At 54.1% G+C, this 23,602-nt stretch carries 22 protein-coding genes and 1 tRNA gene; 19 read left to right on the top strand and 4 right to left on the bottom strand.

Features of this window, described 5'->3' with window-relative positions; all coding sequences use genetic code 11:
• The first annotated feature begins 41 nt into the window (after positions 1 to 41).
• Positions 42 to 3,269 (top strand): carbamoyl-phosphate synthase large subunit, encoded by a 3,228-nt coding sequence (gene carB, locus ACEPPP_RS01830; RefSeq protein ID WP_374089360.1) that lies wholly within the window; start codon positions 42 to 44, stop codon positions 3,267 to 3,269.
• Positions 3,270 to 3,319: 50 nt separating this feature from the next.
• Positions 3,320 to 3,799, top strand: coding sequence for a transcription elongation factor GreA (gene greA / locus ACEPPP_RS01825; protein ID WP_374089359.1), 480 nt, complete (start codon positions 3,320 to 3,322; stop codon positions 3,797 to 3,799).
• Between the two features lie 61 nt (positions 3,800 to 3,860).
• Here greA and yhbY read toward each other — a convergent pair whose 3' ends face one another.
• Positions 3,861 to 4,190, bottom strand: coding sequence for a ribosome assembly RNA-binding protein YhbY (gene yhbY / locus ACEPPP_RS01820; protein WP_374089358.1), 330 nt, complete (start codon positions 4,188 to 4,190; stop codon positions 3,861 to 3,863).
• Positions 4,191 to 4,237: 47 nt separating this feature from the next.
• On the opposite strand from yhbY, the gene rlmE reads away from it, so the two are divergent.
• The 15 genes from rlmE to ACEPPP_RS01745 all read left to right on the top strand — a co-directional run bounded on the left by rlmE (position 4,238) and on the right by ACEPPP_RS01745 (position 18,180).
• Complete coding sequence (gene rlmE, locus ACEPPP_RS01815) at positions 4,238 to 4,855, top strand: 23S rRNA (uridine(2552)-2'-O)-methyltransferase RlmE (protein ID WP_374089357.1); 618 nt, start codon at positions 4,238 to 4,240, stop codon at positions 4,853 to 4,855.
• Between the two features lie 166 nt (positions 4,856 to 5,021).
• A complete protein-coding gene (gene ftsH / locus ACEPPP_RS01810; protein WP_374089356.1) occupies positions 5,022 to 6,935 on the top strand; it encodes an ATP-dependent zinc metalloprotease FtsH in 1,914 nt (637 codons plus the stop codon).
• A 115-nt stretch (positions 6,936 to 7,050) separates the two neighbouring features.
• Entirely contained in the window at positions 7,051 to 8,391 is a 1,341-nt protein-coding gene (gene glmM, locus ACEPPP_RS01805; RefSeq protein ID WP_374089355.1) for a phosphoglucosamine mutase, read from the top strand.
• A 54-nt stretch (positions 8,392 to 8,445) separates the two neighbouring features.
• Positions 8,446 to 9,192, top strand: coding sequence for a triose-phosphate isomerase (gene tpiA, locus ACEPPP_RS01800; protein ID WP_374090864.1), 747 nt, complete (start codon positions 8,446 to 8,448; stop codon positions 9,190 to 9,192).
• A 19-nt stretch (positions 9,193 to 9,211) separates the two neighbouring features.
• Positions 9,212 to 9,697, top strand: coding sequence for a preprotein translocase subunit SecG (gene secG / locus ACEPPP_RS01795; RefSeq protein WP_374089354.1), 486 nt, complete (start codon positions 9,212 to 9,214; stop codon positions 9,695 to 9,697).
• Positions 9,698 to 9,718: 21 nt separating this feature from the next.
• A tRNA-Leu gene (locus ACEPPP_RS01790) sits at positions 9,719 to 9,803 on the top strand.
• Between the two features lie 205 nt (positions 9,804 to 10,008).
• Complete coding sequence (locus ACEPPP_RS01785) at positions 10,009 to 11,223, top strand: tyrosine-type recombinase/integrase (protein WP_374089353.1); 1,215 nt, start codon at positions 10,009 to 10,011, stop codon at positions 11,221 to 11,223.
• A 151-nt stretch (positions 11,224 to 11,374) separates the two neighbouring features.
• Positions 11,375 to 11,836, top strand: coding sequence for a hypothetical protein (locus tag ACEPPP_RS01780; RefSeq protein WP_374089352.1), 462 nt, complete (start codon positions 11,375 to 11,377; stop codon positions 11,834 to 11,836).
• 101 nt (positions 11,837 to 11,937) lie between these two features.
• Positions 11,938 to 12,213: a helix-turn-helix transcriptional regulator gene (locus ACEPPP_RS01775; RefSeq protein WP_374089351.1), complete on the top strand. Its 276-nt coding sequence runs from the start codon at positions 11,938 to 11,940 to the stop codon at positions 12,211 to 12,213.
• 86 nt (positions 12,214 to 12,299) lie between these two features.
• Positions 12,300 to 14,678 (top strand): DUF3987 domain-containing protein, encoded by a 2,379-nt coding sequence (locus ACEPPP_RS01770; RefSeq protein WP_374089350.1) that lies wholly within the window; start codon positions 12,300 to 12,302, stop codon positions 14,676 to 14,678.
• 303 nt (positions 14,679 to 14,981) lie between these two features.
• Positions 14,982 to 15,197, top strand: a complete 216-nt coding sequence (locus ACEPPP_RS01765) for a hypothetical protein (RefSeq protein WP_374089349.1) — start codon at positions 14,982 to 14,984, stop codon at positions 15,195 to 15,197.
• 34 nt (positions 15,198 to 15,231) lie between these two features.
• Positions 15,232 to 15,735, top strand: coding sequence for a hypothetical protein (locus tag ACEPPP_RS01760; RefSeq protein ID WP_374089348.1), 504 nt, complete (start codon positions 15,232 to 15,234; stop codon positions 15,733 to 15,735).
• Entirely contained in the window at positions 15,732 to 17,147 is a 1,416-nt protein-coding gene (locus ACEPPP_RS01755) for a hypothetical protein (protein ID WP_374089347.1), read from the top strand. The genes ACEPPP_RS01760 and ACEPPP_RS01755 overlap by 4 nt, the downstream gene beginning before the upstream one ends.
• A 266-nt stretch (positions 17,148 to 17,413) precedes the next feature.
• Positions 17,414 to 17,905: a hypothetical protein gene (locus ACEPPP_RS01750; protein WP_374089346.1), complete on the top strand. Its 492-nt coding sequence runs from the start codon at positions 17,414 to 17,416 to the stop codon at positions 17,903 to 17,905.
• Between the two features lie 35 nt (positions 17,906 to 17,940).
• Positions 17,941 to 18,180, top strand: coding sequence for a helix-turn-helix domain-containing protein (locus ACEPPP_RS01745; protein WP_374089345.1), 240 nt, complete (start codon positions 17,941 to 17,943; stop codon positions 18,178 to 18,180).
• A gap of 132 nt (positions 18,181 to 18,312) precedes the next feature.
• Here ACEPPP_RS01745 and ACEPPP_RS01740 read toward each other — a convergent pair whose 3' ends face one another.
• Positions 18,313 to 18,753 (bottom strand): hypothetical protein, encoded by a 441-nt coding sequence (locus ACEPPP_RS01740; RefSeq protein WP_374089344.1) that lies wholly within the window; start codon positions 18,751 to 18,753, stop codon positions 18,313 to 18,315.
• Positions 18,754 to 18,811: 58 nt separating this feature from the next.
• Here ACEPPP_RS01740 and ACEPPP_RS01735 point away from each other — a divergent pair, with 58 nt between their 5' ends.
• Together ACEPPP_RS01735 and ACEPPP_RS01730 are read left to right on the top strand one after the other, a co-directional pair.
• A complete protein-coding gene (locus ACEPPP_RS01735) occupies positions 18,812 to 18,988 on the top strand; it encodes a hypothetical protein (protein WP_374089343.1) in 177 nt (58 codons plus the stop codon).
• Between the two features lie 692 nt (positions 18,989 to 19,680).
• On the top strand, positions 19,681 to 20,406 hold the full coding sequence (locus tag ACEPPP_RS01730; protein ID WP_374089342.1) for a DUF4405 domain-containing protein: 726 nt from the start codon (positions 19,681 to 19,683) through the stop codon (positions 20,404 to 20,406).
• Between the two features lie 124 nt (positions 20,407 to 20,530).
• Here ACEPPP_RS01730 and ACEPPP_RS01725 read toward each other — a convergent pair whose 3' ends face one another.
• Both ACEPPP_RS01725 and ACEPPP_RS01720 read right to left on the bottom strand, forming a co-directional pair.
• Entirely contained in the window at positions 20,531 to 20,914 is a 384-nt protein-coding gene (locus ACEPPP_RS01725) for a DUF302 domain-containing protein (RefSeq protein WP_374089341.1), read from the bottom strand.
• 80 nt (positions 20,915 to 20,994) lie between these two features.
• Positions 20,995 to 23,472, bottom strand: coding sequence for an acyl-CoA dehydrogenase (locus tag ACEPPP_RS01720; RefSeq protein WP_374089340.1), 2,478 nt, complete (start codon positions 23,470 to 23,472; stop codon positions 20,995 to 20,997).
• Between the last annotated feature and the right edge of the window lie 130 nt (positions 23,473 to 23,602).

The following is a 23,602-nucleotide window of genomic DNA, read 5'->3' as shown; positions in this document are numbered from 1 at the left end:
CCCGCGCCTTGGGCCTTGAACCCTGCACCTATATTGAAACCATGCCAAAAAGAACCGACATCAAATCGATTTTATTACTCGGCGCGGGCCCGATCGTGATCGGCCAGGCCTGCGAGTTCGATTATTCCGGCACGCAGGCCTGCAAGGCGCTGCGCGAGGAAGGCTACCGGGTGATCCTGGTCAATTCGAATCCGGCCACGATCATGACCGATCCGGACATGGCCGATGCGATCTATATCGAGCCGATCGACTGGCAGACGGTCGAGAAGATCATCGAAAAGGAACGCCCGGACGCGATCTTGCCGACCATGGGCGGGCAGACCGCCTTGAACTGCGCGCTCGCTTTGGATGCGAACGGCGTGCTCGAAAAATACGGCGTCGAGATGATCGGCGCGAGCAAGGAAGCGATCAACAAGGCCGAGGACCGCGAACTGTTCAATCAGGCGATGCGCAAGATCGGTTTCGAGGTCGCCAAGTCGAAGACCGCGCACTCGCTCGAAGAAGCGCTCGCCGCGCAGCAGGAAGTCGGCTATCCGACGATCATCCGGCCGTCGTTCACGATGGGCGGCAGCGGCGGCGGCATTGCCTATAACCGCGAGGAATTCATCGAAATCTGCGAGCGCGGGCTCGATCTGTCGCCGACCAACGAACTGTTGATCGAGGAATCGGTGCTCGGCTGGAAAGAGTTCGAGATGGAGGTCGTGCGCGATTCGAAGGACAACTGCATCATCGTCTGCTCGATCGAAAACTTCGATCCGATGGGAGTGCACACCGGCGACTCGATCACGGTCGCGCCCGCGCAAACCTTGACCGACAAGGAATATCAGATCTTGCGTAACGTCGCGGTGGCGGTACTCCGCGAAATCGGGGTCGATACCGGCGGTTCGAACGTACAGGTCGCGATCAATCCGAAAGACGGCCGCATGGTCGTGATCGAAATGAACCCGCGCGTGTCGCGCTCGTCCGCGCTGGCATCGAAAGCAACCGGCTTCCCGATCGCGAAGGTTGCCGCGAAACTCGCGGTCGGCTATACGCTCGACGAACTGAAGAACGAAATCACCGGCGGCAAGACTCCGGCCTCGTTCGAGCCGACGATCGACTACGTAGTTACCAAGGTGCCGCGCTTCACCTTCGAAAAGTTTCCGCAGGCCGACGACCGTCTGACCACGCAGATGAAATCGGTCGGCGAGGTGATGGCGATCGGTCGCACCTTTCAGGAGTCGCTGCAAAAAGCCTTGCGCGGCCTCGAAATCGGCATCAGCGGACTCGACGAAATCATCGACATGCAGGAAGTCGATGCAGCCGAAAACATGCAGCGCGAACTGCGCCATCCCGGCCCGGACCGACTGCGCTACGTCGCCGATGCGTTCCGCAGCGGCATGTCGCTCGAAGCCGTGCATGAGGCCAGCAAGATCGACCCTTGGTTCCTGGCGCAGGTCGAGGATTTGATCGTGACCGAAAAATCGCTGGCGACCAAGACGTTGGCGACGCTGAAAGAAGGCGAGTTGTTCAGGCTGAAGCGCAAGGGTTTTTCGGACCAACGCCTGGCGAAACTGCTCGGAGCGACCGAATCCGAAGTCCGCAACGTCCGTCACAAACTCGGCGTGCGCCCGGTCTTCAAGCGCATCGATTCGTGCGCGGCCGAATTTTCGTCCGACACGGCTTACCTTTATTCGACCTATGAGGAAGAATGCGAGGCGCGCGTGTCGGACCGCGAAAAGATCATCATTCTCGGCGGCGGTCCGAACCGGATCGGGCAAGGCATCGAATTCGACTACTGCTGCGTGCACGCGGCGATGGCGCTGCGCGAAGACGGCTACGAGACGATCATGGTCAACTGCAACCCGGAAACCGTTTCGACCGACTTCGACACCTCCGATCGGCTGTATTTCGAGCCCTTGACGCTCGAAGACGTGCTCGAGATCGTGCATATCGAGAAACCGAAGGGCGTGATCGTGCAATACGGCGGCCAGACCCCGCTGAAACTCGCGCGTGCATTGGAAGCGGCCGGCGTGCCGATCATCGGCACTTCGCCCGATTCGATCGATTTGGCAGAAGACCGCGAGCGCTTCCAGAAGTTGCTCGAACGCCTGGATCTGAAACAGCCGCCGAATGCGACCGCGCGCTCGGTCGAGCAGGCCTTGAATGCGGCGAAGGAGCTGGGTTATCCGTTGGTCGTGCGGCCTTCCTATGTATTGGGCGGCCGGGCGATGGAGATCGTGTTCAACGAAGAAGGCCTGCAGCGCTACATGAAAGAGGCGGTCAGCGTGTCGAACGATTCGCCGGTGTTGCTCGATCGTTTCCTCGACGATGCGGTCGAGATGGACGTCGATGCGATCTACGACGGCGAGAACGTGCTGATCGGCGGCCTGATGGAACACATCGAGCAGGCCGGCATCCATTCGGGCGACTCGGCCTGTTCCTTGCCGCCTTATGAATTGCCGGTGGAATTGCAGGACCGTCTGCGCGAGCAGGTGCGGGCGATGGCCGAAGCCCTGGGCGTCAGAGGCCTGATGAATACGCAGTTTGCGATTCAGGGCACCGACATCTATGTGCTGGAAGTCAATCCGCGCGCCTCGCGCACCGCGCCGTTCGTGTCGAAGGCGACCGGTTATCCGCTGGCCAAAATCGCCGCGCGCTGCATGGTCGGTAAATCGCTGGCCGAGCAGGGCGTGACCGAGGAGCGTATCCCGGATTATTTCTCGGTCAAGGAAGCGGTCTTCCCGTTCGTGAAATTCCCCGGCGTCGATCCGCTGCTCGGGCCGGAAATGAAATCCACCGGCGAGGTGATGGGGGTCGGCAAGACCTTCGGCGAGGCGTTCGCGAAGTCGCAGCGCGCGACCGGCGTCAAGCTGAACCACAGCGGCAAGGTGTTGATCAGCATCCGGGATGCGGACAAAGCGAAATTGCCCGAGATTGCTCGCATGCTGACCGATAAGAAATACGAAATCGTTGCGACCGGCGGCACCGCGAAGGTGTTGCAGGAGGCGGGCATTCCTTGCGAGGTGGTGTACAAGGTGAATCAGGGCCGCCCGAATACGGTCGATATGATCAAAAACGGCCAGATTCAGATGATCATCAACACCACCGAGGGCAAGAAGGCGATCGCCGATTCGTTCACGATGCGCCGCGAAGCTTTGCAGCACCGGGTCAACTATTACACCACGATGGCCGGCGCGAAAGCGGCCTGCTATGCGTTAGGCGAACTGGATGCGGGCAGTGTGAACTGCTTGCAGGATTTGCATCGAAGCGTTGCGGAATCGCACTAAGTTTGAATTCCCAAAAAGGAATGTTTAAAGTGATTGGAGTTGTAAATTAAATGACTACGAAAGTACCTCTTACCGTGAAAGGCGCGGAAAAACTGCGCGCGGAACTGGAAGAACTGAAAACGGTGACCCGTCCGCGCATCATTCAGGCGATCGCGACCGCGCGCGAACACGGTGACTTGAAGGAAAACGCCGAATACCACGCGGCGCGCGAACAGCAAAGTTTCGCGGAAGGCCGCATCAAGGAAATCGAAGCGAAATTGTCGAATGCGCAAGTGATCGACGTGACCAAGCTCGACCCGAACGGCAAGGTCGTGTTCGGCGCGACCGTCGAGATCGAGGATCTGGATTCAGGCAAGACGGTGACTTACCAGATCGTCGGCGAAGACGAAGCGAATATCAAGGAGAGCCGCATCTCGATCGGTTCGCCGATTGCGCGTGCGTTGATCGGCAAGGAAACCGGCGATGTCGTCACGGTGAAGGCGCCGAGCGGCAATGTCGAATACGAAATTATCTCGGTCGAGTATATTTAAGTGCGAAGACAGGGTTCAAGGCGCCGGGATCATCATGCGTCTGCCTTGAACCTTGTGGTTTTTAGCGGCGGTTATTGAAGGCCTTTTTCGGCTTTGGCTTCTTGGCTGGCGCCGCTTTTTTGATCCTTTTTTCGGGATTGGGTCGGTATAACACCGCAATTTGTCCGATCATCTGAATCAGTTCGGCGCCGGTCGACGCGATGATTTCCTGACTGATCGTTTGGCGATCTTCCCTTTCGGCGCGTATTCTAACCTTAAGCAACTCGTGGCTGTCGAGCGCGATTTCGATCTCCGCCAGGACCGCGGGCGTCAGTCCGGCCTGGCCGATCATGATGACCGGTTTTTGGCTGTGCGCCTCGGCCCGGAGTTGTTTCTTATCCGTTGAGTTCACTCAATTTTCCTAAACAAAAAGCCTATTCTACACCAAAAATTTTTGCCATGGCCCGAACAAAAAGCAGCAGTCGCTGGATGCAGGAACATTTTGACGACGAATACGTCAAAATGGCACAGAAGCTTGGCTATCGCTCGCGCGCGGTATTCAAGCTGAAGGAGATACAGGAGAAAGACCATATCCTGCGGCCGGGGATGCGTATCGTCGATCTCGGGGCCGCCCCGGGCGGCTGGTCGCAATATGCCAAACAGCTGCTCGGCAATCAGTGCCAGATCATCGCGCTGGATATTCTGGATATTGAGCCGATCGACGGAGTCGAGTTCATTCAGGGCGATTTCCGCGAACAAACGGTATTCGATCAGTTGATGGCGGCGCTCGAAGGCAAGCGCGTCGATCTGGTGATGTCGGACATGGCGCCGAACATGAGCGGCAGCAAGGGCGTCGACCAGCCGCGTGCGCTGTATCTCGGCGAATTGGCGCTGGAAATGGCACAGGCCGTGCTGGCAAAAGACGGAGTGTTTTTGGTCAAGCTGTTTCAGGGCGAAGGCTTCGAGGCGTATTGCAAACAGGTGCAGCAGGCATTCGCGAAGGTGCTGATCAGAAAGCCGAAGGCTTCGCGCCCCCGCAGCAATGAGGTTTATTTGCTGGCCCGAGGCTTTAAATGACAGAAAACATCCTCATTTCAGTAGAAATGGCAGGAAATTGCGCCGAAATGGTTTTTTGCGATGCGAATACAGGAAATATCGGCAGGCAATGCGCCGGTGTGCTGGTATAATGAGACTTGTTTTATTACGAGAGCCCTAGCGGCCCAGGTCGTGTAAATTGAACGAAATGTTGAAAAATATAATTCTATGGGTGGTCATCGCCGTCGTGCTGATGTCCATTTTTAACAATTTCGGTCCGCAGATGGAAGGTGCGGATTCGACGTTGTCCTATTCGCAGTTCATCGAGGCGGTCAAATCCGGCCAGGTCAGTCAGGTGATGATCGATGAGCAGGTGGTCAAAGGCAAACTGCAGACCGGACAGCTATTCAGGACCTATGCGCCGAACGACCCGCACATGGTCGACGACTTGCTGGCTAACGGTGTCGATATCAAGGCCACGCCGCCGGAGCAGCCTTCGCTGCTGATGCAGTTGTTGGTGTCGTTCGGGCCGATGCTGCTGTTGATTGCGGTGTGGGTCTTTTTCATGCGCCAAATGCAGGGCGGCGGCGCCGGCGCGCGCGGCGCGATGAGCTTCGGCAAGAGCAAGGCGCGCATGCTCGAGGAAGATCAGATCAAGGTCACTTTCGCCGATGTCGCAGGCTGTGACGAAGCGAAGGAAGAAGTCGTCGAAATGGTCGATTTCCTGCGGGACCCCGCCAAATACCAGCGCCTCGGCGGCAAAATTCCGCGCGGCGCGTTGATGGTCGGACCTCCGGGCACCGGTAAAACCTTGTTGGCCCGCGCGATCGCCGGCGAAGCCAAGGTGCCGTTTTTTACGATTTCCGGATCGGATTTCGTCGAAATGTTCGTCGGCGTCGGTGCCTCGCGGGTACGTGACATGTTCGACCAGGCGAAAAAGCATGCGCCCTGCATCATCTTCATCGACGAGATCGATGCGGTGGGCCGTCAGCGCGGCGCCGGTCTCGGCGGCGGCAACGACGAACGCGAGCAGACCCTGAACCAGTTGCTGGTCGAAATGGACGGTTTCGAGGGCAACGAAGGCATCATCGTAATCGCGGCGACCAACCGTCCCGACGTGCTCGACAAGGCCTTGTTGCGTCCGGGTCGTTTCGATCGGCAAATCACCGTCGGTCTGCCGGATGTCAGAGGCCGTGAGCAAATTCTGAAAGTGCATCTGAAAAAAGTGCCGACTGACACCGATGTCGAGATCAAATATATCGCGCAAGGCACGCCGGGTTTCTCCGGCGCCGATCTGGCGAACCTGATCAACGAAGCCGCATTGTTTGCGGCGCGCTCGAACAAGCGTGTGGTCAATATGGTCGACCTCGAAAAAGCCAAGGATAAGCTGATCATGGGTGCGGAACGGCGCTCGATGGTGATGAACGACAAGGAAAAGAAGATGACCGCGTATCACGAAGCCGGTCACGCCATCGTCGGCAGAATCGTGCCCGAACATGATCCGGTCTACAAGGTCAGCATCATGCCGCGCGGACGCGCTCTGGGCGTCACGATGTTCCTGCCTGAACGCGATCAGTACAGTGCCAGCAAGCAAAAGCTGGACAGCATGATTTCGAGCCTGTACGGTGGCCGCATCGCCGAAGAAATGATCTTCGGTTGGGAACAGGTCAGCACCGGCGCCTCGAACGACATTGAGCGTGCGACCGAACTGGCCCGGAACATGGTCACCAAATGGGGCTTATCCCAACGTTTGGGGCCGCTGGCGTATAGCGAGGAAGAAGGCGAAGTGTTTTTGGGGCGTTCGGTCACGCAACACAAGACGGTTGCCGAGGAAACTTCCCATACAATCGATGAAGAGATTCGTTCGATCATCGACCGCAACTACGAGCGCGCCGAAAACATCTTGAAGGAAAACATCGACATTCTGCATGCGATGGCCGAGGCGTTGATCAAATACGAAACGATCGATAAATATCAGATCGACGATCTGATGGCGCGGCAACCGGTCAGAGCGCCGCAGGGCTGGGACGATTCCACTCCGTCTTCGTTTCCTTCGCTCGGCGATACCAATTCGAAAGACGACAAACTCGGGCCCGTAGGTGAAACCGCCAAACAAAATTAGGCGTCGCTGAACGAACCGATTGTTTGATCAACAAGGAGAGGCTGCCTGCCCGTAGTCTCTCCTTTCTTTTTTGTATAAGTTGACTCTGAATCTTTTCCACGCAGGATGATTGAACATGGCTAAAAAATATTTTGGAACCGACGGGATTCGCGGTACGGTCGGCAACTATCCGATTACGCCGGATTTTTTTCTGAAACTTGGCTGGGCCGCCGGTAAGGTGTTTGCGAGCGAAGGCTCCGGTTTCGTGTTGGTAGGCAAGGATACGCGTATCTCCGGCTATATGTTCGAGTCCGCGATCGAGTCGGGGCTGACTGCCGCCGGCGTCGGCACCCGCCTGTTGGGACCGATGCCGACGCCCGGCATCGCCTATCTGACCCGTACGCTGCGCGCGAAGGCCGGCATCGTGATCAGCGCCTCGCATAACCCTTACTACGACAATGGCGTCAAGTTCTTTTCGGTGTTGGGCACCAAACTGCCCGATGAAGTCGAAGAACAGATCGAGTACTACCTGGATGCGCCGATGACCACGGTCGATTCGTCGAGTCTCGGCAAGGCCAAGCGCGTGGTCGATGCGGCCGGTCGCTATATCGAGTTTTGCAAGGCCAGCGTGCCGCCAAGGCTCGACTTCAAGGGGCTGAAGATCGTGATCGATTGTGCGCACGGCGCGACCTATCACATTGCACCGCATGTGTTCCGCGAAGTCGGCGCCGACGTGGTCGTGCTCGGCGGCGAACCGAGCGGTCTTAACATCAACGAGAAATGCGGCGCGACGCATCCGGACAACCTCGCGCAGGCCGTTCTGGCGGAGCAGGCCGATCTAGGCATCGCACTCGATGGCGACGGCGACCGGCTGATCATGGTCGATCATAAGGGCGAAATCGTCGACGGCGACGAGCTGGTTTATATCATCGCCAAATCCCGCTTGCAGGAAGGCCTGCTTTACGGGCCCGTGGTCGGCACCTTGATGACCAATCTGGGCATGGAAATCGGCTTGAAGCATCTGGGCGTCAAATTATTGCGCGCGAATGTCGGCGACCGCTACGTGATGGAAATGCTGGTCGAACACGAGGGGCTGCTCGGCGGCGAAGGCTCCGGCCACATCATCTGTCTGGATAGGACCACGACCGGCGACGGCATCATCTCGGCTTTGCAGGTGTTGGCCGAAATGCACAACAGCGGACAAACGCTCTACGAGTTGAAATCCGGCATGCAAAAATTTCCGCAGGTGCTGGTCAATGTCAAAACCGAGAAAAGGATCAATCCCGATCAGAGCGAGCCGATTCAAAAAGCGGTCAAGGCCGTCGAGCAAAAGCTCGGCAGCGAGGGCAGGGTGCTGCTGCGCGCTTCCGGGACCGAGCCGTTGATTCGGGTGATGGTCGAAGGCCGTTATACGGACACGGTCAATGAGTATGCGAACGAACTCGCCGACGTGGTTAGAAATTCAATGCAGGCTTGAAAACCGGCGCGATTTACTATATCATGCGCGATTTAGTTCATTGAGGGGAAAATGATGCGTCGGTCTCTGGTTGTTGGCAATTGGAAAATGAATGGCTCGCTTGCCAGCGCAAAATCGCTCGTGCAAGGCATCCTTGCTGGTCTCGGTAACACCGATGGCGATATTGCGGTTTGTGCACCTTACGTTCAAATTCCGGCCGTCAGTGAACTCGTCAAAGGCACTCATTTGGGTCTTGGCTCGCAAAACATCGCCGATAAGGCTTCCGGTGCCTACACCGGCGAAATCTCCGCCGCGATGCTGGCGGAGTTCGGTGTTCAGTATGCGATCGTCGGCCACTCCGAAAGACGCAGCTATTACGGCGACACCAACGAATCGGTCGCTGCACGTTTTATTCAGGCGCAAACGCAAAGCATCATCCCGATTTTGTGCGTCGGCGAAACCCTGGAGCAACGCGAGCAGAACGAAACCTTCGCGGTGATAGATGAACAACTGGATGCGGTGATTAAAGCCGCCGGTATCGAAGCCTTCAAAGCCGCGGTAATTGCTTACGAACCGGTCTGGGCCATCGGCACCGGCAAGACCGCTACCGACGATCAGGCGCAGGAAGTCCACGCGTATATCCGCAATTATTTTGCAAAGCAAAATGCGGACATCGCAGCGAAACTGCAGATTTTGTACGGCGGCAGCTGCAAACCGGATAACGCCAAAGGCCTGTTCGCGATGCCCGACATCGATGGCGGCCTCATCGGCGGCGCGTCATTGGATGCCGATTCTTTCCTGAAGATTTATCACTCGATTTAAGAATTTTTTTAGACTTTCTATGTATCAGGCTATTATAATAATTCATGTCCTGCTGGGCTTAGGCATCATTGGCCTGGTGCTGATGCAGCAAGGCAAAGGCGCCGACGCAGGGGCGGCTTTCGGCACCGGTTCTTCCGGCTCGGTTTTCGGAGCACAAGGCGCAGCCTCGTTTCTGTCCAGAACCACCGCGATTCTGGCAACGCTGTTTTTTACGACCAGCCTGGGTCTTGCGGTATTCAACGGGCATCGTGGCGGCGCAACCGACATCATGAGCGGTGCAGCCAGCGATAAAGAAAGCGTGGCATTGCCGCCTGTTGAAGGCGTGAAAGTCGATACTACGGTTCCTGCTGCATCTCAACCGGCAACTGAAGCGGCACCAGCACCTGCCGCGGCTCAACCGGCAGCAACTACTGTACCAGCCGCTGAAACAGCTGCGCCAAAGGAAGCTGCGCCAGCCGTTGAGCCGAAAAAAGAAGAACCCAAAAAAGAAGCCGCGAAAAAATAAGGCTTCCTGATCCAAAAATTTGCCGATGTGGTGAAATTGGTAGACACGCCATCTTGAGGGGGTGGTGACGCAAGTCGTGTCGGTTCAAATCCGACCATCGGCACCAAATCACAGACTCAGACAGTCTCAAACAGTCTCACAAACCCGCAAGCTGCAAGGCTTGGCGGGTTTTTTGTTGTCTCAAACATTCTCACTTAGTATCATGCAATACCGTCAACCGTGACGGTATCCTTGACGGTATCTGGCTCTTACACCGTACCCCATACCGTCAGACGGCGTTTTCAATACCGTAAAACTACTCTGGAGCCCGCATGATAAGCGACATTCAAGCGAGAAAAGCAAAACCAAAAGACAAGCCCTACAAGCTTGCTGACGAGAAAGGGCTTTATCTCTACATTACACCGCAAGGCGGCAAGTTATGGCGTTTCGACTACCGATATGAAGGCAAGAGAAAGACGCTATCCTTAGGCGTTTATCCTGACGTTAGCCTATCCGATGCCCGCGACAAACGTGACGACGCCCGGAAGTTGATAGCGGCTGGCGGCGATCCATCCGAACAGCGTAAAGCGATCAAGGCCGCAAATGCCGAACGCGCCGCGAACAGTTTTGAGGTGATTGCCCGCGAATGGCATCAAACCCACATGGCCGACAAAACCGAAGATCACGCCAAGCGAACACTAACGCGATTGGAAAAGGATGTTTTTCCTTGGATGGGGGCGCGGCCATTGGCGGATATAGAGGCTCCGGAGATATTGGCCGTTCTACGAAGAGTTGAACAGCGCGGAGCCAATGAGCTGGCGCATAACGTAAAGCGCACCATAGGGCAGGTATTTAGGTTTGCCATCGCTACCGGCAGGGCATCAAGGAATCCCGTTCCCGATTTACAGGGGGCATTAAAACCGGTTGTCGTCGAGCATTACGCCGCGATCACCGACCCGGTAAAGATCGGTGAGCTATTACGGGCGGTTGATGGATACACAGGAGAACTTGCTACCCGTTGCGCCTTCCGATTGTCTTTCCTGGTCATGCTGCGCCCTGGCGAAGTGAGAAAGGCCGAGTGGGAGGAAATCAACATAGAACGTAAAGAATGGCGAATCCCCGCGCATAAAATGAAAATGCGCGACGAACACATCATTCCCTTGTCCCAGCAAGCCATTGAGATTTTCGAGGAGATTCGGCCCTTGACCGGGCACGGGCGCTACGTTTTCCCAAGCGTTCGAACTCATGAACGGCCAATGTCAGAGAATACTATCACTGGCGCTTTAAGACGCCTTGGTTACACTGGAAACGAAATGACTGCCCACGGTTTCCGGGCGATGGCATCGACGCGCCTGAATGAAGCGCATTTATTTCACGCAGACGCCATTGAGCGGCAGCTTGCCCACGGAGAGCGGGACAGCGTGAGAGCCGCTTACCACCGGGCGCAATATTTGCCTGAGCGCGTCAAGATGATGCAGTGGTGGGCTGATTACCTGGACGGCTTGAAGAATGGCGCTGAGGTGATTCAGTTTAAGCACGCGGGATGAGCCATACCGATTGGTCAATGTTCTGTTTATATACGGCACAAAACGCGCATTATTCCGAATAACCACGCCTAGCCCGACAGGGCGAAAACCGGGCACCTTCAACCGGCCGGCATGATTCCTATTTTGAAGGCGACGCTTTGAAGGAGGCGTTATGTCATATTCTGACCGTGAGCATTGGACAATCGACGACTGGCGCAATTACGCGCTCAAACTTGAAAAGGATTTGAAGCGCAAACCAAAAAAAAGAGGCGCCCCCCGCAAGCACCCAAAAGAGTTCGTGGGTGCAGTGATGTATCGAATAGTCGCAGCAAAATTGGAGGGCAATAAGCTAACCGCCAAGGAAGCTTTAAAGGATGAATTGAATAAACGAAATAAAGGCAAATGGCGGGCCGAAAAAGAATACCGCGCCGTCCTGAATGAAGTGTCTAACCGGAAAGACCTACGGAGCGCACTTGAAGCCTTACTTGTTCAATCAAGGGACCTGGAGGCTCAAATAAAGGACACGGAGGCTCGAATAAAAGAACGGGAAGCGATAAACAGACACCACGAAGCAAACCGATTTGGTTTAGCTGATGCGGTCGCACCTAATTTCATTCGAACCCAAAAATCATAAAATTTCCGTCGATTTTTATGATTTGAACCTGATTATGATGTAACCATGTCGCAGCGATTCCCGCAGCGGCTTAACCAGAATCAAGCAGAGGTTAAGAAAACATGGTTTCCACAAACGTATTACCCGCCATTACCCCCCTGTTACGCCGTCCGGCCGTCGAAGCGGCCACCGGCAAAAGCCGCTCCACTATCTACCGAGAAATCGCCAGAAACCTGTTCCCCAAGCCGGTACAGATCGGCGGCGAGCGCGTAGCCTGGCCAGCTCATGAAATCGCAGCGATCAATGCAGCGCGGATTGCTGGCAAACCAGAAGATGAAATAAAGACGTTAGTGCTTCAACTCGAGGCCGCTCGGACAGAGCAAAGCGCCAAGCAATAAAAAACCCGGTCACCGCCAGACAACCAGGTTTTTTACGATTCTCTAATTTTTGAACGCGGAGACGCGTACAAGGGAAATTATATCACATGTCCAACCTAACCACTGACTTCGGGCTGGGGGGGTTCGATGCGCGACTCTATCAGGATCAGCCGGGCGGCTTTGACCGTTACGGGGCGCTTGGCGAGTTTACGCGCGAACTTGAAGCCAACGGTGCCTTGATTTCCGGCTATGCGGTAGCAGATGGCCAGATCCATCGAGTCAAGCACAAAGACGACAAATCGCGCACCAAAAACTTTTGGTATGTCCTGCACGAAAGCATGGACTACATGACCGGCTGCTTCGGTCATTGGAAGGATCCGTATTCACGAACCACCTGGACATCATTCAATCATGCCGAAATGTCCCACGATCAGCGGCAGGATTACGCGGCCAAGATGGAATTGGCCAGAGTTCAGCAGGAAGCCGAGCGGAAACGGATCCAGGATGAAGTCGCGGCGGAATGCGCGGCCGAATGGGCAGGCTATCAAGACGCACCGGAAACCCATCATTACCTAGTTACCAAGCAGATCAAACCGGTACCGGGCATAAAGTTCGATGGACTCATCAATCTTGTTGTCCCCTTGATTAATGAATCGGGCGAAATCCGCAACCTGCAAAGGATTAACTTCGACGGCAAGAAAATGTTCACTCCGGGCGGGGAGGTAAAGGGCTGTTTCTTCGTGATCCAAGGCTCTGAGTCCTTGGTTCTGACCGCCGAAGGATTGTCGACCGGCACCAGTCTGTACATGGCCAGCGGCGCAACGGTCTATGTCGCGTTCAACGCCGGCAATCTTCCGGCCGTTACCGAAATCGCAAGGCGCCGACATCCAAGCGCCAAGCTGATCGTGTGCGGCGATAACGATCGGTTTACCAAGAACGCCAAAGGCGAGCCGATGAATACCGGACGGATTGCAGCGGAGAAGGCAGCCAAGGCGGCCGGGCCCGGAACCGTGCCGGTAACTCCACACTTTCCAGAAAGTGATACCGAATCAAGCGACTTCAATGACCAGCATACTCGGTATAGTATCGAGGCTGTTCAAGCAACGTTGGAGCCAAGTATCCGTGAAAGCGTGCCTCGGGTAATTCTGACCTCAGAAGTTTTAAATTCCATGCCGCCTGCCCTTATCGACGCCCCAAGCGGCAAAGCCAATGAGAATCCGTTTCCGGAACGATTGCTGCACCCTCCAGGCGTCACTGGCCGAGTTATCGACTACATCATAAACTCTGCCATCCGGCCGCAACCCGTCTTTGCGATGGCCGCAGCCCTACAAATTGTTGCCGCCGCATCCCTGAATCGATTTGTGATTATGCCTTACGGTACCGGACTGAATTTGTTCATCGTGATCGTCGGCGCTACAGGATGCGGAAAAGATCACCCGCGGAATGTCATCAAAAAAATCCTTAATCAACTGGAGACCCCCGTACGAGCGCTGGAATCCATTGCATCAAGCCCGGCCTTGTTACGCGGTTTGATCGATAACCGGAATACGCTCGTCTGGCTTCCAGATGAGTTCGGTATGTATCTGAAAGTGGCACTCAGCGATAAAGGATCCCCTCACGAAAAAGAGTTATTGAAGGAAGGTATGACCCTTTATTCAATGGCAAATGGCGTTCATGGCGGCAAAACCTATTCGGAGAAAAAGCACAATATCGATCCTATCGATCGGCCATTCTTCTCCCTATTCGGGGCCACAACCCACGACGAATTAACCGGGGCTATGTCAGGCGCCCAGATTGATAGCGGATTTCTCAATCGCATTCTTTACATCGAAACAGACCAAGTGCGTCCGCCCAAGCAGATTCCACGGCATGACCTGCCCAATGAAGTCTTGGATTACCTGAATCGGTTGTGCCGCTCGGCGGCGCCAACCCAAGGGAATCTGCAGGGAGTGCATCCCATTGAAATGACGCCCGAGGCCTTGGCCATCCTGGACGCTTTTGACAAGGAATGCGACGAGAAACTCAATGGCGGCGGCATGGGCAAACTTTGGGTACGCGGCTTTGATAACGCGCTCAGAGTCGCCGGCATTATTGCATTGGGTGATTGCCAACCGTTTCTTTTACCTCAGGTCAAAATCCAACGGGACCATGCCGAACTCGCTGTGCTCTTCGTGTCATGGTGTATCACGTCCATGGAGGGCCGCCTTAAAGCCGATATGGCCGACAGTGAGTTCGAGTCATTATGCAAAAAGGCGCTGAGCTTCATCAAGAAAGCCGGCAGCTACAAGGATCAAGGCTATCTCGAGTACTTGGAAAAAGGGTGGATGCCTCGCAGCAAATTAATGAAGCTGATGAAGCTCAAGGTTTACGAACTGGATAACGTCATTGATTACTTGCTTCAATCCAAACAGATCCAGGTGGCCAGTGATGGAATCGGGAGCGTTACTGACAAAACCGCCGCCATTTACAGGCTCTCGAATGATTAAATGACCGTTACAAGATTCTCAACAAAGAGAGAATGAGCCAGAGAATACCGGCCAAATTGACCAGAAAACGGTGAAAATCTTCTCTAAATTCTCTTGCATTCTCTCTTTTTTGAGAATGGAAAGCAGCCAAAAAAGACAAACAAAAACAATAATATATATAAATTTTTATAAATATATTCTCTATTCTCTCTAACCCACCCCCATCCTTGAAAATGACTCTGAAATGGGCGGTGGGGGTGTCTCTATGGAGAAGAGAGAATGAGAGTCAAATTGTGATCCTGTAACAGGAGGGAGAAAGGCCACATGAAAGAAGACATCAAAACGATTTACGACCTACTCCGAGAGACAATTTTTCAACTACTCAACAATCCGGAGATCGTCAAAACCAAAGACCAACGCACGATGCAGGGAGTGCATTTGCTTGGTGAAGCCACGCAGAACCTTTACGCAGCTTGCATCAATCTGGACTTGATTGAAAAGGACAGCGATCCGGTCCGACAAAACCGGCCAATCGATTGATTGGCTTTTCAACTTTAATTGCCGGGAGGCAAGTATGCACACCCCAAATACCCAAACTGAATGCAATTCGGTTGATCTTGAAACCATAACCAGGCAGGGATTTTATCCAGAAGTCAAATCCCGGTTATCCAGCTTGAGGGAGCGCGCGGCGATTTCCTCTACCCCTGTTCCAGTTCCTGCTTGGAAGCCCCAACTTGGCGAGAGTCTTAGCGGTTTTTTTCTCGGCTGGCAAAGTCTTTCATACCCTTACAAATTCTATCGAGCCATTGAGCCGCCGCCGGAAGATAGCTGGCAAATTCTGGTTCTGGATGAATCGGGGCGCGTTTATGGCATCCAGCGAACGCCGGAATTGAAGGACCAGTTAAGAAGAGAGGGTTTTAAATTCTCCCACTGTGGTTTGGCTGGCAATCTGATGGTAATAGCCTTCGAAGGCATCCGAGTATCGAAAGATCATGTTCCTTATCGGCATTACAGCGTTGTGATCGATGAGTTAAACGACGTTCAATTAAAAAATTCAATTCTGGAGTTATTGAAATGACCAGTTTTTCAGAGGGTTTTAGTGCCGGATTTGGCTTGGTCGACGACGCGATCCAACGGCGCCGCAGGAATGACATGGAACAGCAGAAAATAGGTCTCGAAAACGCGCAATACCAGGATAGGGTTGACCGGCAAAAGACGCTCGACCAGCGTGACCAGGATTGGCACAATCAAGACCTGGAAACGGCGGCGCGCAAAGAACGGTTTGATAGAGAAAAATATCAAAACGAACTTGGGTTAAAAAATCGAGAGCTCGGTTTGCGCGAGGCTGATACGGGCAATGATCAGACCTACCGGAAAGCACAGCTCGAAAACCAATCCCGGCAGATTGATATTCAGGGCATGCAGGCGCAATCAGCGATCGATGAGAACCAAGCACAAACAGAGCGCTATAGACTGGAAACGCAGTTCGCCAAGGAGCAAAAGAACCGGGATGATGCTCAACGGCGCGTCATGGCTAACCTGATTTCACAGGACCAAAACACCGGATTGACCACTATTCGCTTGACCAAGGGCAATGAGCAAAACGACTTGAACGATATTCAGACCGCGCTCGGAGTCAATGTCGGCAAGATTTCAAGCGACTTGCAAACCTTTAACAATGACTTGGCACATATCAAATCAGCGGTAGCCGATCCGCGCTACTTCCAGCAGAACAAGCCGGCCGTCCTGAAGGCGTTCAACGACATCGAGGGATCAGACATCAACAAAGGCCTGGGCGACTATGACGGCGACAATCCAGAGTTCAAGGGCGGCAAGGTCGTAAGCAAGGAAATTTCAGATGTTTACCCTTCGCCGGACGGTAAAGGCTTTGTGTTCAATGTCAGAACCGTAATTGACAAGGGCGGCAAGAAACTCGTTGATGAAGGACCAATGACGCAGTATCGATCATCGAGCCCGGCAGACGACCAGATTAGGGTTGTAGGCGTAGATCAGATTATCCAGCGCATCGAAGGCTATGATGCTATCGGCAAGGTGCTTGAATCCAATCCTGACTTTGTACGCGCGGTTAATGGCGTCGTCGGCAGCCAAGCAAAGGATGGAAAAAAGGACATCACCAAAGTGAAGGTGCCGGTCTACGATTCAAATGGAATGCCCGCTGGGGATAAGGAGGTTCTGTATAACGGGCAGTCATTCATCGATCCCGAAAAGCAGATGAAGGCGCAGGAGGATCAAGCCGAGGCGGCAAAGTGGGCGGCCAATGCGCCGAGTTTGGACGAGAGGCGCAGAAAGGCGGAGTACGTTCTAAATAACCGCAGTCAGTTCAAGGACAGGCCGGATATTATTCAGGCAGCCGAGGCGGCGATGCGGGCGGCCAATATGCCGCAGCGACCAGCGGCACAGTCTAGCCCGCATTTTGCGAATAAGCCTGATCTTTCGCCGGTTCTTGCGAATGTGATGCGCGGCCGGTGAGGAAACCCGCCAGCAATGAAAAGCCCGGAATACCTGGGCTTTTCGTTCGAAAACGGTCAGGGTTCAGCCGCAACGATTGCGGAAAATATTGTGAATACATTTCACGAATAGAAAAAAATTGCGAGGCGAATTCAATCATCGCAAATTTTGAGCGCGGATAGGTTGTGAATCAGATTCACATGACCAAATTCATAATGACATGATCCATCAAACGCTTCAGAATTCAGCCGTCTTGCAACAGCAAGGCCGGGCGTCGAAACCCGATTGTGTACAAGGCGAGAAAGACGCCGCAACCTTGCGGCTTTTTTGTGCGCGTCAGAAACTGCGCGGCGGTTCGTCGTGCAAAAAGTTTATGGCGGACTGTTTGGGCAGCGTTCGGCGCTGGCCGGTTCCTTGTACCCGGCTTTTCGACCCCATGCAGTCCGCCACCCTATACAGTCGAAAAGGTAGGTGGCGGTTTATCCATTCAAAACAAGAAAAATACCATGACATTACCTGCTAACAATCCGTTTAAACATCGTTTCGATTTAGCGCAAGCCCATGACCATATCGCGCTTCAGGATGCGTTTAACGCTATGGCCGGCCGCGCTCAAGGCGTCTTGCTGCTGTTATCTTCACATTTCGAAGGGGAAAGCAGGATAAACGACGAAACAATCTTAAACAGTATCGATGCGGTTTTTCATGACATCAACGATATGAAAGCGGCAATAAGAGCGCACTTTGAAGCCGTCAAGGTAATCAACGGCGCGGCACAGTGAGTAACCCTACCAGATCCACGGAGCCCGGCAGTCAAATGAACCAGCAGGAAATAAAGGTGAAACTCTTGCTCAATAAAGCCGAAGCCAGCGCCGCGCTATCCGTGAGTGTGAGAACGCTTGAGAAGATGACCAACGATGGTATCATCAAGCCGGTTAAAGTTGGTGGCCGTGTACTTTTTAGAGTGTCCGACCTTGAGTCATTTGTTGAATCCTTGGGCGATGGCTCCGCGAAGGAAGAGAAAAAACCGCGCGGCCGGCCAAGATTGGCGGTTTAGGTTAAAGCGCAAGACCCGAAGAGAACCGGCCCTTAGGCCGGTTTTTTTATGCCTAATGATCGATACGTAAGAAACGGAAACTGTGCCGGATTATTCTCCATAGGTGATATGGATACTTGAGCTTTTTCAGGATCATGAATTAGAGTCCGTATACTTGTCTAAACAGGCTTTCCTGATAAGGTAAGCCGCTTGGGTATTATTTACCCCTTTCATGTTTTCAAGAATGCAGTCGTTATAATTGCCCCGTCCAAAAATTAACCATGAGATTAGAGCAACAAATGCGGCTGCCACTAACGCCTTAACTGCTTTTGATTGAGGCAAAAAACCTCTAAAAAATTGGGGTGTGCGTTTATCGTCATCAGTTTGATTGGCCGAATAGTTGGTGCGCCTAAAGCCGCCACCAAGAAAAACAATGGAGCCAATGCTTATTATTGACGCGATAAAAGCCGCCTGAAAGGCTTTTTCACCTGCCGTGTTGACAGTTGGTACGTCTGCAAGAGCAAGAGCGATTACCGAAGTCATGAACCAAGTTGAAAAAAAACCGATTACTATCCCGGTCTTGTGGAGTTTCATTGCTCTTATACATATTCCGCATATTGCATAAGTGATAATCGCTGACGGCAATACTCTCATGAGCAATGAAACAAATAACATGGAACACCTCAAAGACAGAAAAAACATACCTTATGCCCTAGGTGGCTTCATTGTCAATTTAAGTTGTGTTCGTCATTGTTCCTTGGCGGGATTTGGAGAGGGCGATCTGGCGCAACGATTGCGGGGGATTCAAAAATTATTAAATGCTCGCTAAGCAATAACAGTTTGACGGTATTATTGACGGTATTTGCCTTATGCTGTTATTATTTTAAGTTATAAATCAATATTATAAGGCTTAATTCGAGTCAGACCATCGCACCAATTCAAGGTTCTTAGCGAACCGACAAAGTATAAAAAACCCGCAAGCCGCAAGGCTTAGCGGGTTTTTTATTGTCCAGCGCTGTAGGGCATGATGTCATCTACCGCTAACTAGCCTGTAGCCTTGTAGGGTGCGCACCGCGCACCATTCAATAAATCCGAACGGCGGAATATTCGAGCGATTCTAAAGCATTTCGACAGATAATGTATTCCAGTTGCCAAGGGTTCTGGAGTAATTTGGCATCGAAAAGGGGCGCGGTGCGCCCCCTACACAGCTGCAGAATAAAACAATTCATCATCGATTAACAGCCTAATCAATTCAGTTGAGCCTTGTAGGGTGCGCACCGCGCACCATTCAATAAATCCGAACGGCGGAATATTCGAGCGATTCTAAAGCATTTCGACAGATAATGTATTCCAGTTGCCAAGGGTTCTGGAGTGATTTGGCATCGAAAAGGGGCGCGGTGCGCCCCCTACGCGGCTTGGGTAGCAATACGGCCGACTGACCATGGACTCACCGATGCTGTCGGCGGGCAGCGTTGAGACCCGCTTGCAAATGAAGACGACACAATACCAAATGAGGGCATCATGAAGCGCACGGCATTGAATCTGTTGATCGACTTTTTGGCGGCATCCTGCTTTATCGGGATGATCGCAACTGGTTACATCCTGCATTTTCCGTTGCCCCCAGGCACCAACAAGTCCCTGGTTCTGTGGGGATTGATCCGGCATCAGTGGGGCGAGGTGCATTTCTGGATCAGTCTTGCGCTGCTCATCGTTTTGCTGATCCATCTGGTGTTGCACTGGCAGTGGGTGGTCAGCGTGGTTGCGCGGCAATTCGGCGCGGCGAATGCCTGCCAGGTCCGATCTTTTCGGAGCGGCATGATCACGCTGCTGATTGTGAGTGCAATCGTGGGAATGTTTGCCTGGCTGGCTGAGGTTTCCGTCAAACCGCGGGACGTTCCCTGCTGTCCGCCCTCGAAAGCGGCCGTTTCGATAACGCAGGATCCTGCCGCCAAAGCCAAGCCGGCTCAGGTCAGTTTCGAGAAAGACGTCTATCCGATTCTGGAAGTTTCATGTCTTCGTTGCCATGGCCCGGGCATGGCGCAGGGCGGCTTTCGGATTGACCGCAAGGAAGATTTTTTGGGGAAGAACGGCAAAAAAGCCTGGGTGATTCCTGGCAACAGCCAAGAGAGCCCTTTGCTCGGCATGCTTTCCGATCCGAAAGCCGGCGGTGCGCTCGCGGCTAGCCACAGGCTATCCGAACGCGAGCTTAACATCTTGCGCAATTGGATCGACGCCGGCGCCGAATAAGGTTTGGTTGGCAATATTCTTATAATAAAGTCTGCCTTCCACCGCCGGGTTCGTCCAACAACCGGTTCAGATTGTGGTTCGCTTCGCTCACACAATCTAACCTTATTCGTTAAGTGGCGAGCCCTCACTTCGCCTCGTCAACCATTTGCTTGGTTTTTTCCTCAACTTCTGTGGCAATTTGCGCCAATGCGGCATCCTGGGATAACGCCGAAAGCATTTCGGCCGGCTTGATCAGGCCGATCTTCGTTTTACCTTTTTCCGTGAACACCGAGATACGACACGGTAGCGCCATGTTGAGACGCATATCGGTTGACAGAACCTTCGCAGCCTGCCCCGGATTGCAGACCTCGAAAATCTTGCACTGCTCATCAAATGAAATGCCTTTACTGCGGAGGGTGGTTCCTAAGTCGTGGACATGCAGCACCCCGAAACCGTGCCGTTTAACCGCTGAATCAAGGTCCACCGATGCCTGTTCGAATGATTTGCCGGTCTCAACAATGTAGTACATAAGTTACCTCCACTTTTTTTATTATTAGACAACCTTATGACGCAAAACATTCGCTGACGTTAATGCGCCCGATGACGATGTCAGGAGCGCTTAACGCCGGTCAGCTCTTCCGGACTGAAATCGTCGACCGTGATCGCCGCGAGTCTGGCCTGATTGGCTTTGTCGATCAAATCGGCTTCCTGCTGCGTGATAACGCTTTTCGCCAGGGCTTCAGATACCAATTGGGACGGATCGCCTTTGGTCAGCAGCTTTTGTTTTTGCGCCTTCTTGATTTTGGCTTCGATCGGCGCCGCGGCGAGCACCGCTTTAAAGGCGACCTCGATCCGCCCGGTTGCATCGTCCGGTTTATCGTTGATATAGATGCCGTGCGTCAGGCGGTCGCGAACCGGGCTGTCGGCCAGCAGTAGAGAGGCGCATTGGTGAATCAGGTTGTCGTCGGGGGGATTGCAGGGCTTGCCGAGCGGGAAGGCGATCGCACTCAAAAACGCTGCCAAAGGCCGCATGGGCCGTCTCGAGAAGAGCGCGCGCAAAACCCAAATACCCTGCGGCATCGGCAGTTTCCTGAGGATCGCCAGCAAGGATTGCTGTGACTGGTACAGGGTCTGCTGGCACGCCCAGTGCAACAAAGGCAGATCTTCCTTTAGAGAGCCCTGATTCTGGTAATGCTTCAACACACACGAACACAGATACAGATTGCTCAGCGCATCGGCGAAATGTCCGGAGATCCTTTCCTTGCGCTTCAGTGCGCCGCCCAATGTCAAGAGCGCAATATCGGCGAGCACGGCAAAGCCGGCGCTGAGCCGCGCAATTTGGCGGAAATAGGGGCGGGTATTTTCGTCACCAGGCACTTGAATGAAGCGTGCATTGGTCAGTCGCATCCAATAGCTGGTGGCATAGTTGCGCATGAAAAAGCCGATGTGTTCGAAGAAAACCTGATCGAATTGCTTCAGAGCCAGTTCGGCATCGGTCTGGCTCAACGCGGCCATTTCCTTCTGGATATAGGGGTGGCAGCGGATCGCGCCCTGGCCGAAGATCATCATTGTGCGGGTCAGGATGTTCGCGCCCTCGACCGTGATGCTGACCGGTATCACCTGGTACAGGCGGCCGAGATAGTTGCGGGGGCCCATGCAGATGCCGGAGCCGCCCTGAATGTCCATGCCGTCGTTGATCACCTTGCGCATCCTTTCGGTCAGTTCGTATTTCAGGATCGCCGAGATCACCGAGGGTTTTTCGCCCTGATCCAGCGCGGCGCAGGTGACCTTGCGCGCGGCGTCGAGGATATAGGTCTGGCCCGCCATGTGCGCGAGCGGTTCCTCGATGCCTTCGAATTCGCCGATCGGCACGTTGAACTGTTTGCGGATGCGCGCATAGGCGCCGGTATTGCGGCTGGTGAATTTGGCGCCGCCGACGCTGAGTGCGGGCAGCGAGATCGCGCGGCCGGTCGCGAGGCATTGCACCAGCATTTTCCAGCCGTTGCCGACCTGATCGACACCGCCGATGATCCAGTCCATCGGAATGAACACGTCCTTGCCCCAGTTCGGGCCGTTCTGGAACGCCGAATCCAGCGGAAAATGGCGCCGGCCGATCGACACGCCGGGCGTGTCGGTCGGAATCAGCGCGACCGTGATGCCGATAGCCTCCTTATCGCCGAGCAGGTGGTCGGGATCGTAAAGTTTGAAGGCGAGGCCGAGCACGGTTGCGACAGGGCCTAAGGTGATATAGCGCTTTTCCCAGTTCAGGCGAATGCCGAGCGTCTTCTTGCCTTCGAAATCACCGTAGCAGACCACGCCGGTGTCGGGCATTGCGCCCGCATCGCTGCCTGCGTGCGGGCCGGTCAAGGCGAAGGCCGGGATTTCCTCGCCCTTGGCCAGGCGCGGCAGATAATGATTCTTTTGCGCTTCGGTACCGTAGGCGAGCAGCAGTTTGGCGGGCCCCAGCGAGTTCGGCACCATCACGGTCACCGCGGCGGTCGAACTGCGGCTCGATAGCTTCATCACGATTTCGGAGTGCGCCATTTCGGAAAATTCGAGGCCGCCGTATTGCTCCGGGATGATGATGCCGCAAAATTTTTGCTGTTTGATATAGTCCCAGACTTCCTTCGGCAAATCCATCCGGTTGCGGGTGATGTCCCAGTCGTTCAGCATCGCGCAGAGCGTTTCGACCGGGCCGTCGATGAATGCCTGTTCCTCGGCGGAAAGCTTCGCAGGAGGCAGATCCAGCAGCACTTTCCATTCGGGTTTGCCGGAGAACAGTTCCGCATCCCACCAGACCGTGCCGGCTTCGAGCGCTTCCCTTTCGGTCTGCGACATCGGCGGCAAGGCGCTCTTCATCAGCTTGAACATCGGCCGGCTGATCAGCCGCAGACGCAGGCTATCGATGTTCAACGGCATGAAGATGAGCAGGAATGCGGCCCAGAGGCCCTGGCTGAAAGAGTCTAGGTCATGGGTTACCAGATAGGCGGCGAGCCAGAGGCCGATCAATCCTGTCGTGAGTCGCAACGACATTCGGTGGTAACTGGCCGTCAAAACGATCAGGATGAATGTGATAAGCCAGAGCATGATGTTTCTCCTAACATTTGAATGGAGCGCCCATGCCTCATTTTCATGGTGGTTGCCATGCGAGTCAAAGAGCTAACGGTGGGGGCGACGCCCACGTCGCGTATCGAGGCTTTAATCGCGACGTGGGCGC

This window comes from Methylomicrobium lacus (genome assembly GCF_041897535.1).
Lineage (GTDB): Bacteria > Pseudomonadota > Gammaproteobacteria > Methylococcales > Methylomonadaceae > Methylomicrobium > Methylomicrobium lacus_A.
Note: the sequence above shows the minus strand (reverse complement) of the source record. Positions and strands in the feature narration are given on the sequence as shown.

What these genes read in the sequence shown, in the direction of transcription:
- ACEPPP_RS01775 (WP_374089351.1), top strand. Translation starts at nt 11,938, where the DNA reads ATGGTTTCCACAAACGTATTACCCGCCATTACCCCCCTGTTACGCCGT.
- ACEPPP_RS01735 (WP_374089343.1), top strand. Translation starts at nt 18,812, where the DNA reads ATGAGCAATGAAACAAATAACATGGAACACCTCAAAGACAGAAAAAAC.
- ACEPPP_RS01765 (WP_374089349.1), top strand. Translation starts at nt 14,982, where the DNA reads ATGAAAGAAGACATCAAAACGATTTACGACCTACTCCGAGAGACAATT.
- ACEPPP_RS01780 (WP_374089352.1), top strand. Translation starts at nt 11,375, where the DNA reads ATGTCATATTCTGACCGTGAGCATTGGACAATCGACGACTGGCGCAAT.
- carB (WP_374089360.1), top strand. Translation starts at nt 42, where the DNA reads ATGCCAAAAAGAACCGACATCAAATCGATTTTATTACTCGGCGCGGGC.
- glmM (WP_374089355.1), top strand. Translation starts at nt 7,051, where the DNA reads ATGGCTAAAAAATATTTTGGAACCGACGGGATTCGCGGTACGGTCGGC.
- ACEPPP_RS01725 (WP_374089341.1), bottom strand. Translation starts at nt 20,914, where the DNA reads ATGTACTACATTGTTGAGACCGGCAAATCATTCGAACAGGCATCGGTG.
- secG (WP_374089354.1), top strand. Translation starts at nt 9,212, where the DNA reads ATGTATCAGGCTATTATAATAATTCATGTCCTGCTGGGCTTAGGCATC.
- ACEPPP_RS01745 (WP_374089345.1), top strand. Translation starts at nt 17,941, where the DNA reads ATGAACCAGCAGGAAATAAAGGTGAAACTCTTGCTCAATAAAGCCGAA.
- greA (WP_374089359.1), top strand. Translation starts at nt 3,320, where the DNA reads ATGACTACGAAAGTACCTCTTACCGTGAAAGGCGCGGAAAAACTGCGC.
- ftsH (WP_374089356.1), top strand. Translation starts at nt 5,022, where the DNA reads ATGTTGAAAAATATAATTCTATGGGTGGTCATCGCCGTCGTGCTGATG.
- ACEPPP_RS01770 (WP_374089350.1), top strand. Translation starts at nt 12,300, where the DNA reads ATGTCCAACCTAACCACTGACTTCGGGCTGGGGGGGTTCGATGCGCGA.
- tpiA (WP_374090864.1), top strand. Translation starts at nt 8,446, where the DNA reads ATGCGTCGGTCTCTGGTTGTTGGCAATTGGAAAATGAATGGCTCGCTT.
- ACEPPP_RS01730 (WP_374089342.1), top strand. Translation starts at nt 19,681, where the DNA reads ATGAAGCGCACGGCATTGAATCTGTTGATCGACTTTTTGGCGGCATCC.
- ACEPPP_RS01760 (WP_374089348.1), top strand. Translation starts at nt 15,232, where the DNA reads ATGCACACCCCAAATACCCAAACTGAATGCAATTCGGTTGATCTTGAA.
- rlmE (WP_374089357.1), top strand. Translation starts at nt 4,238, where the DNA reads ATGGCCCGAACAAAAAGCAGCAGTCGCTGGATGCAGGAACATTTTGAC.
- ACEPPP_RS01740 (WP_374089344.1), bottom strand. Translation starts at nt 18,753, where the DNA reads ATGAAACTCCACAAGACCGGGATAGTAATCGGTTTTTTTTCAACTTGG.
- ACEPPP_RS01755 (WP_374089347.1), top strand. Translation starts at nt 15,732, where the DNA reads ATGACCAGTTTTTCAGAGGGTTTTAGTGCCGGATTTGGCTTGGTCGAC.
- ACEPPP_RS01720 (WP_374089340.1), bottom strand. Translation starts at nt 23,472, where the DNA reads ATGCTCTGGCTTATCACATTCATCCTGATCGTTTTGACGGCCAGTTAC.
- ACEPPP_RS01785 (WP_374089353.1), top strand. Translation starts at nt 10,009, where the DNA reads ATGATAAGCGACATTCAAGCGAGAAAAGCAAAACCAAAAGACAAGCCC.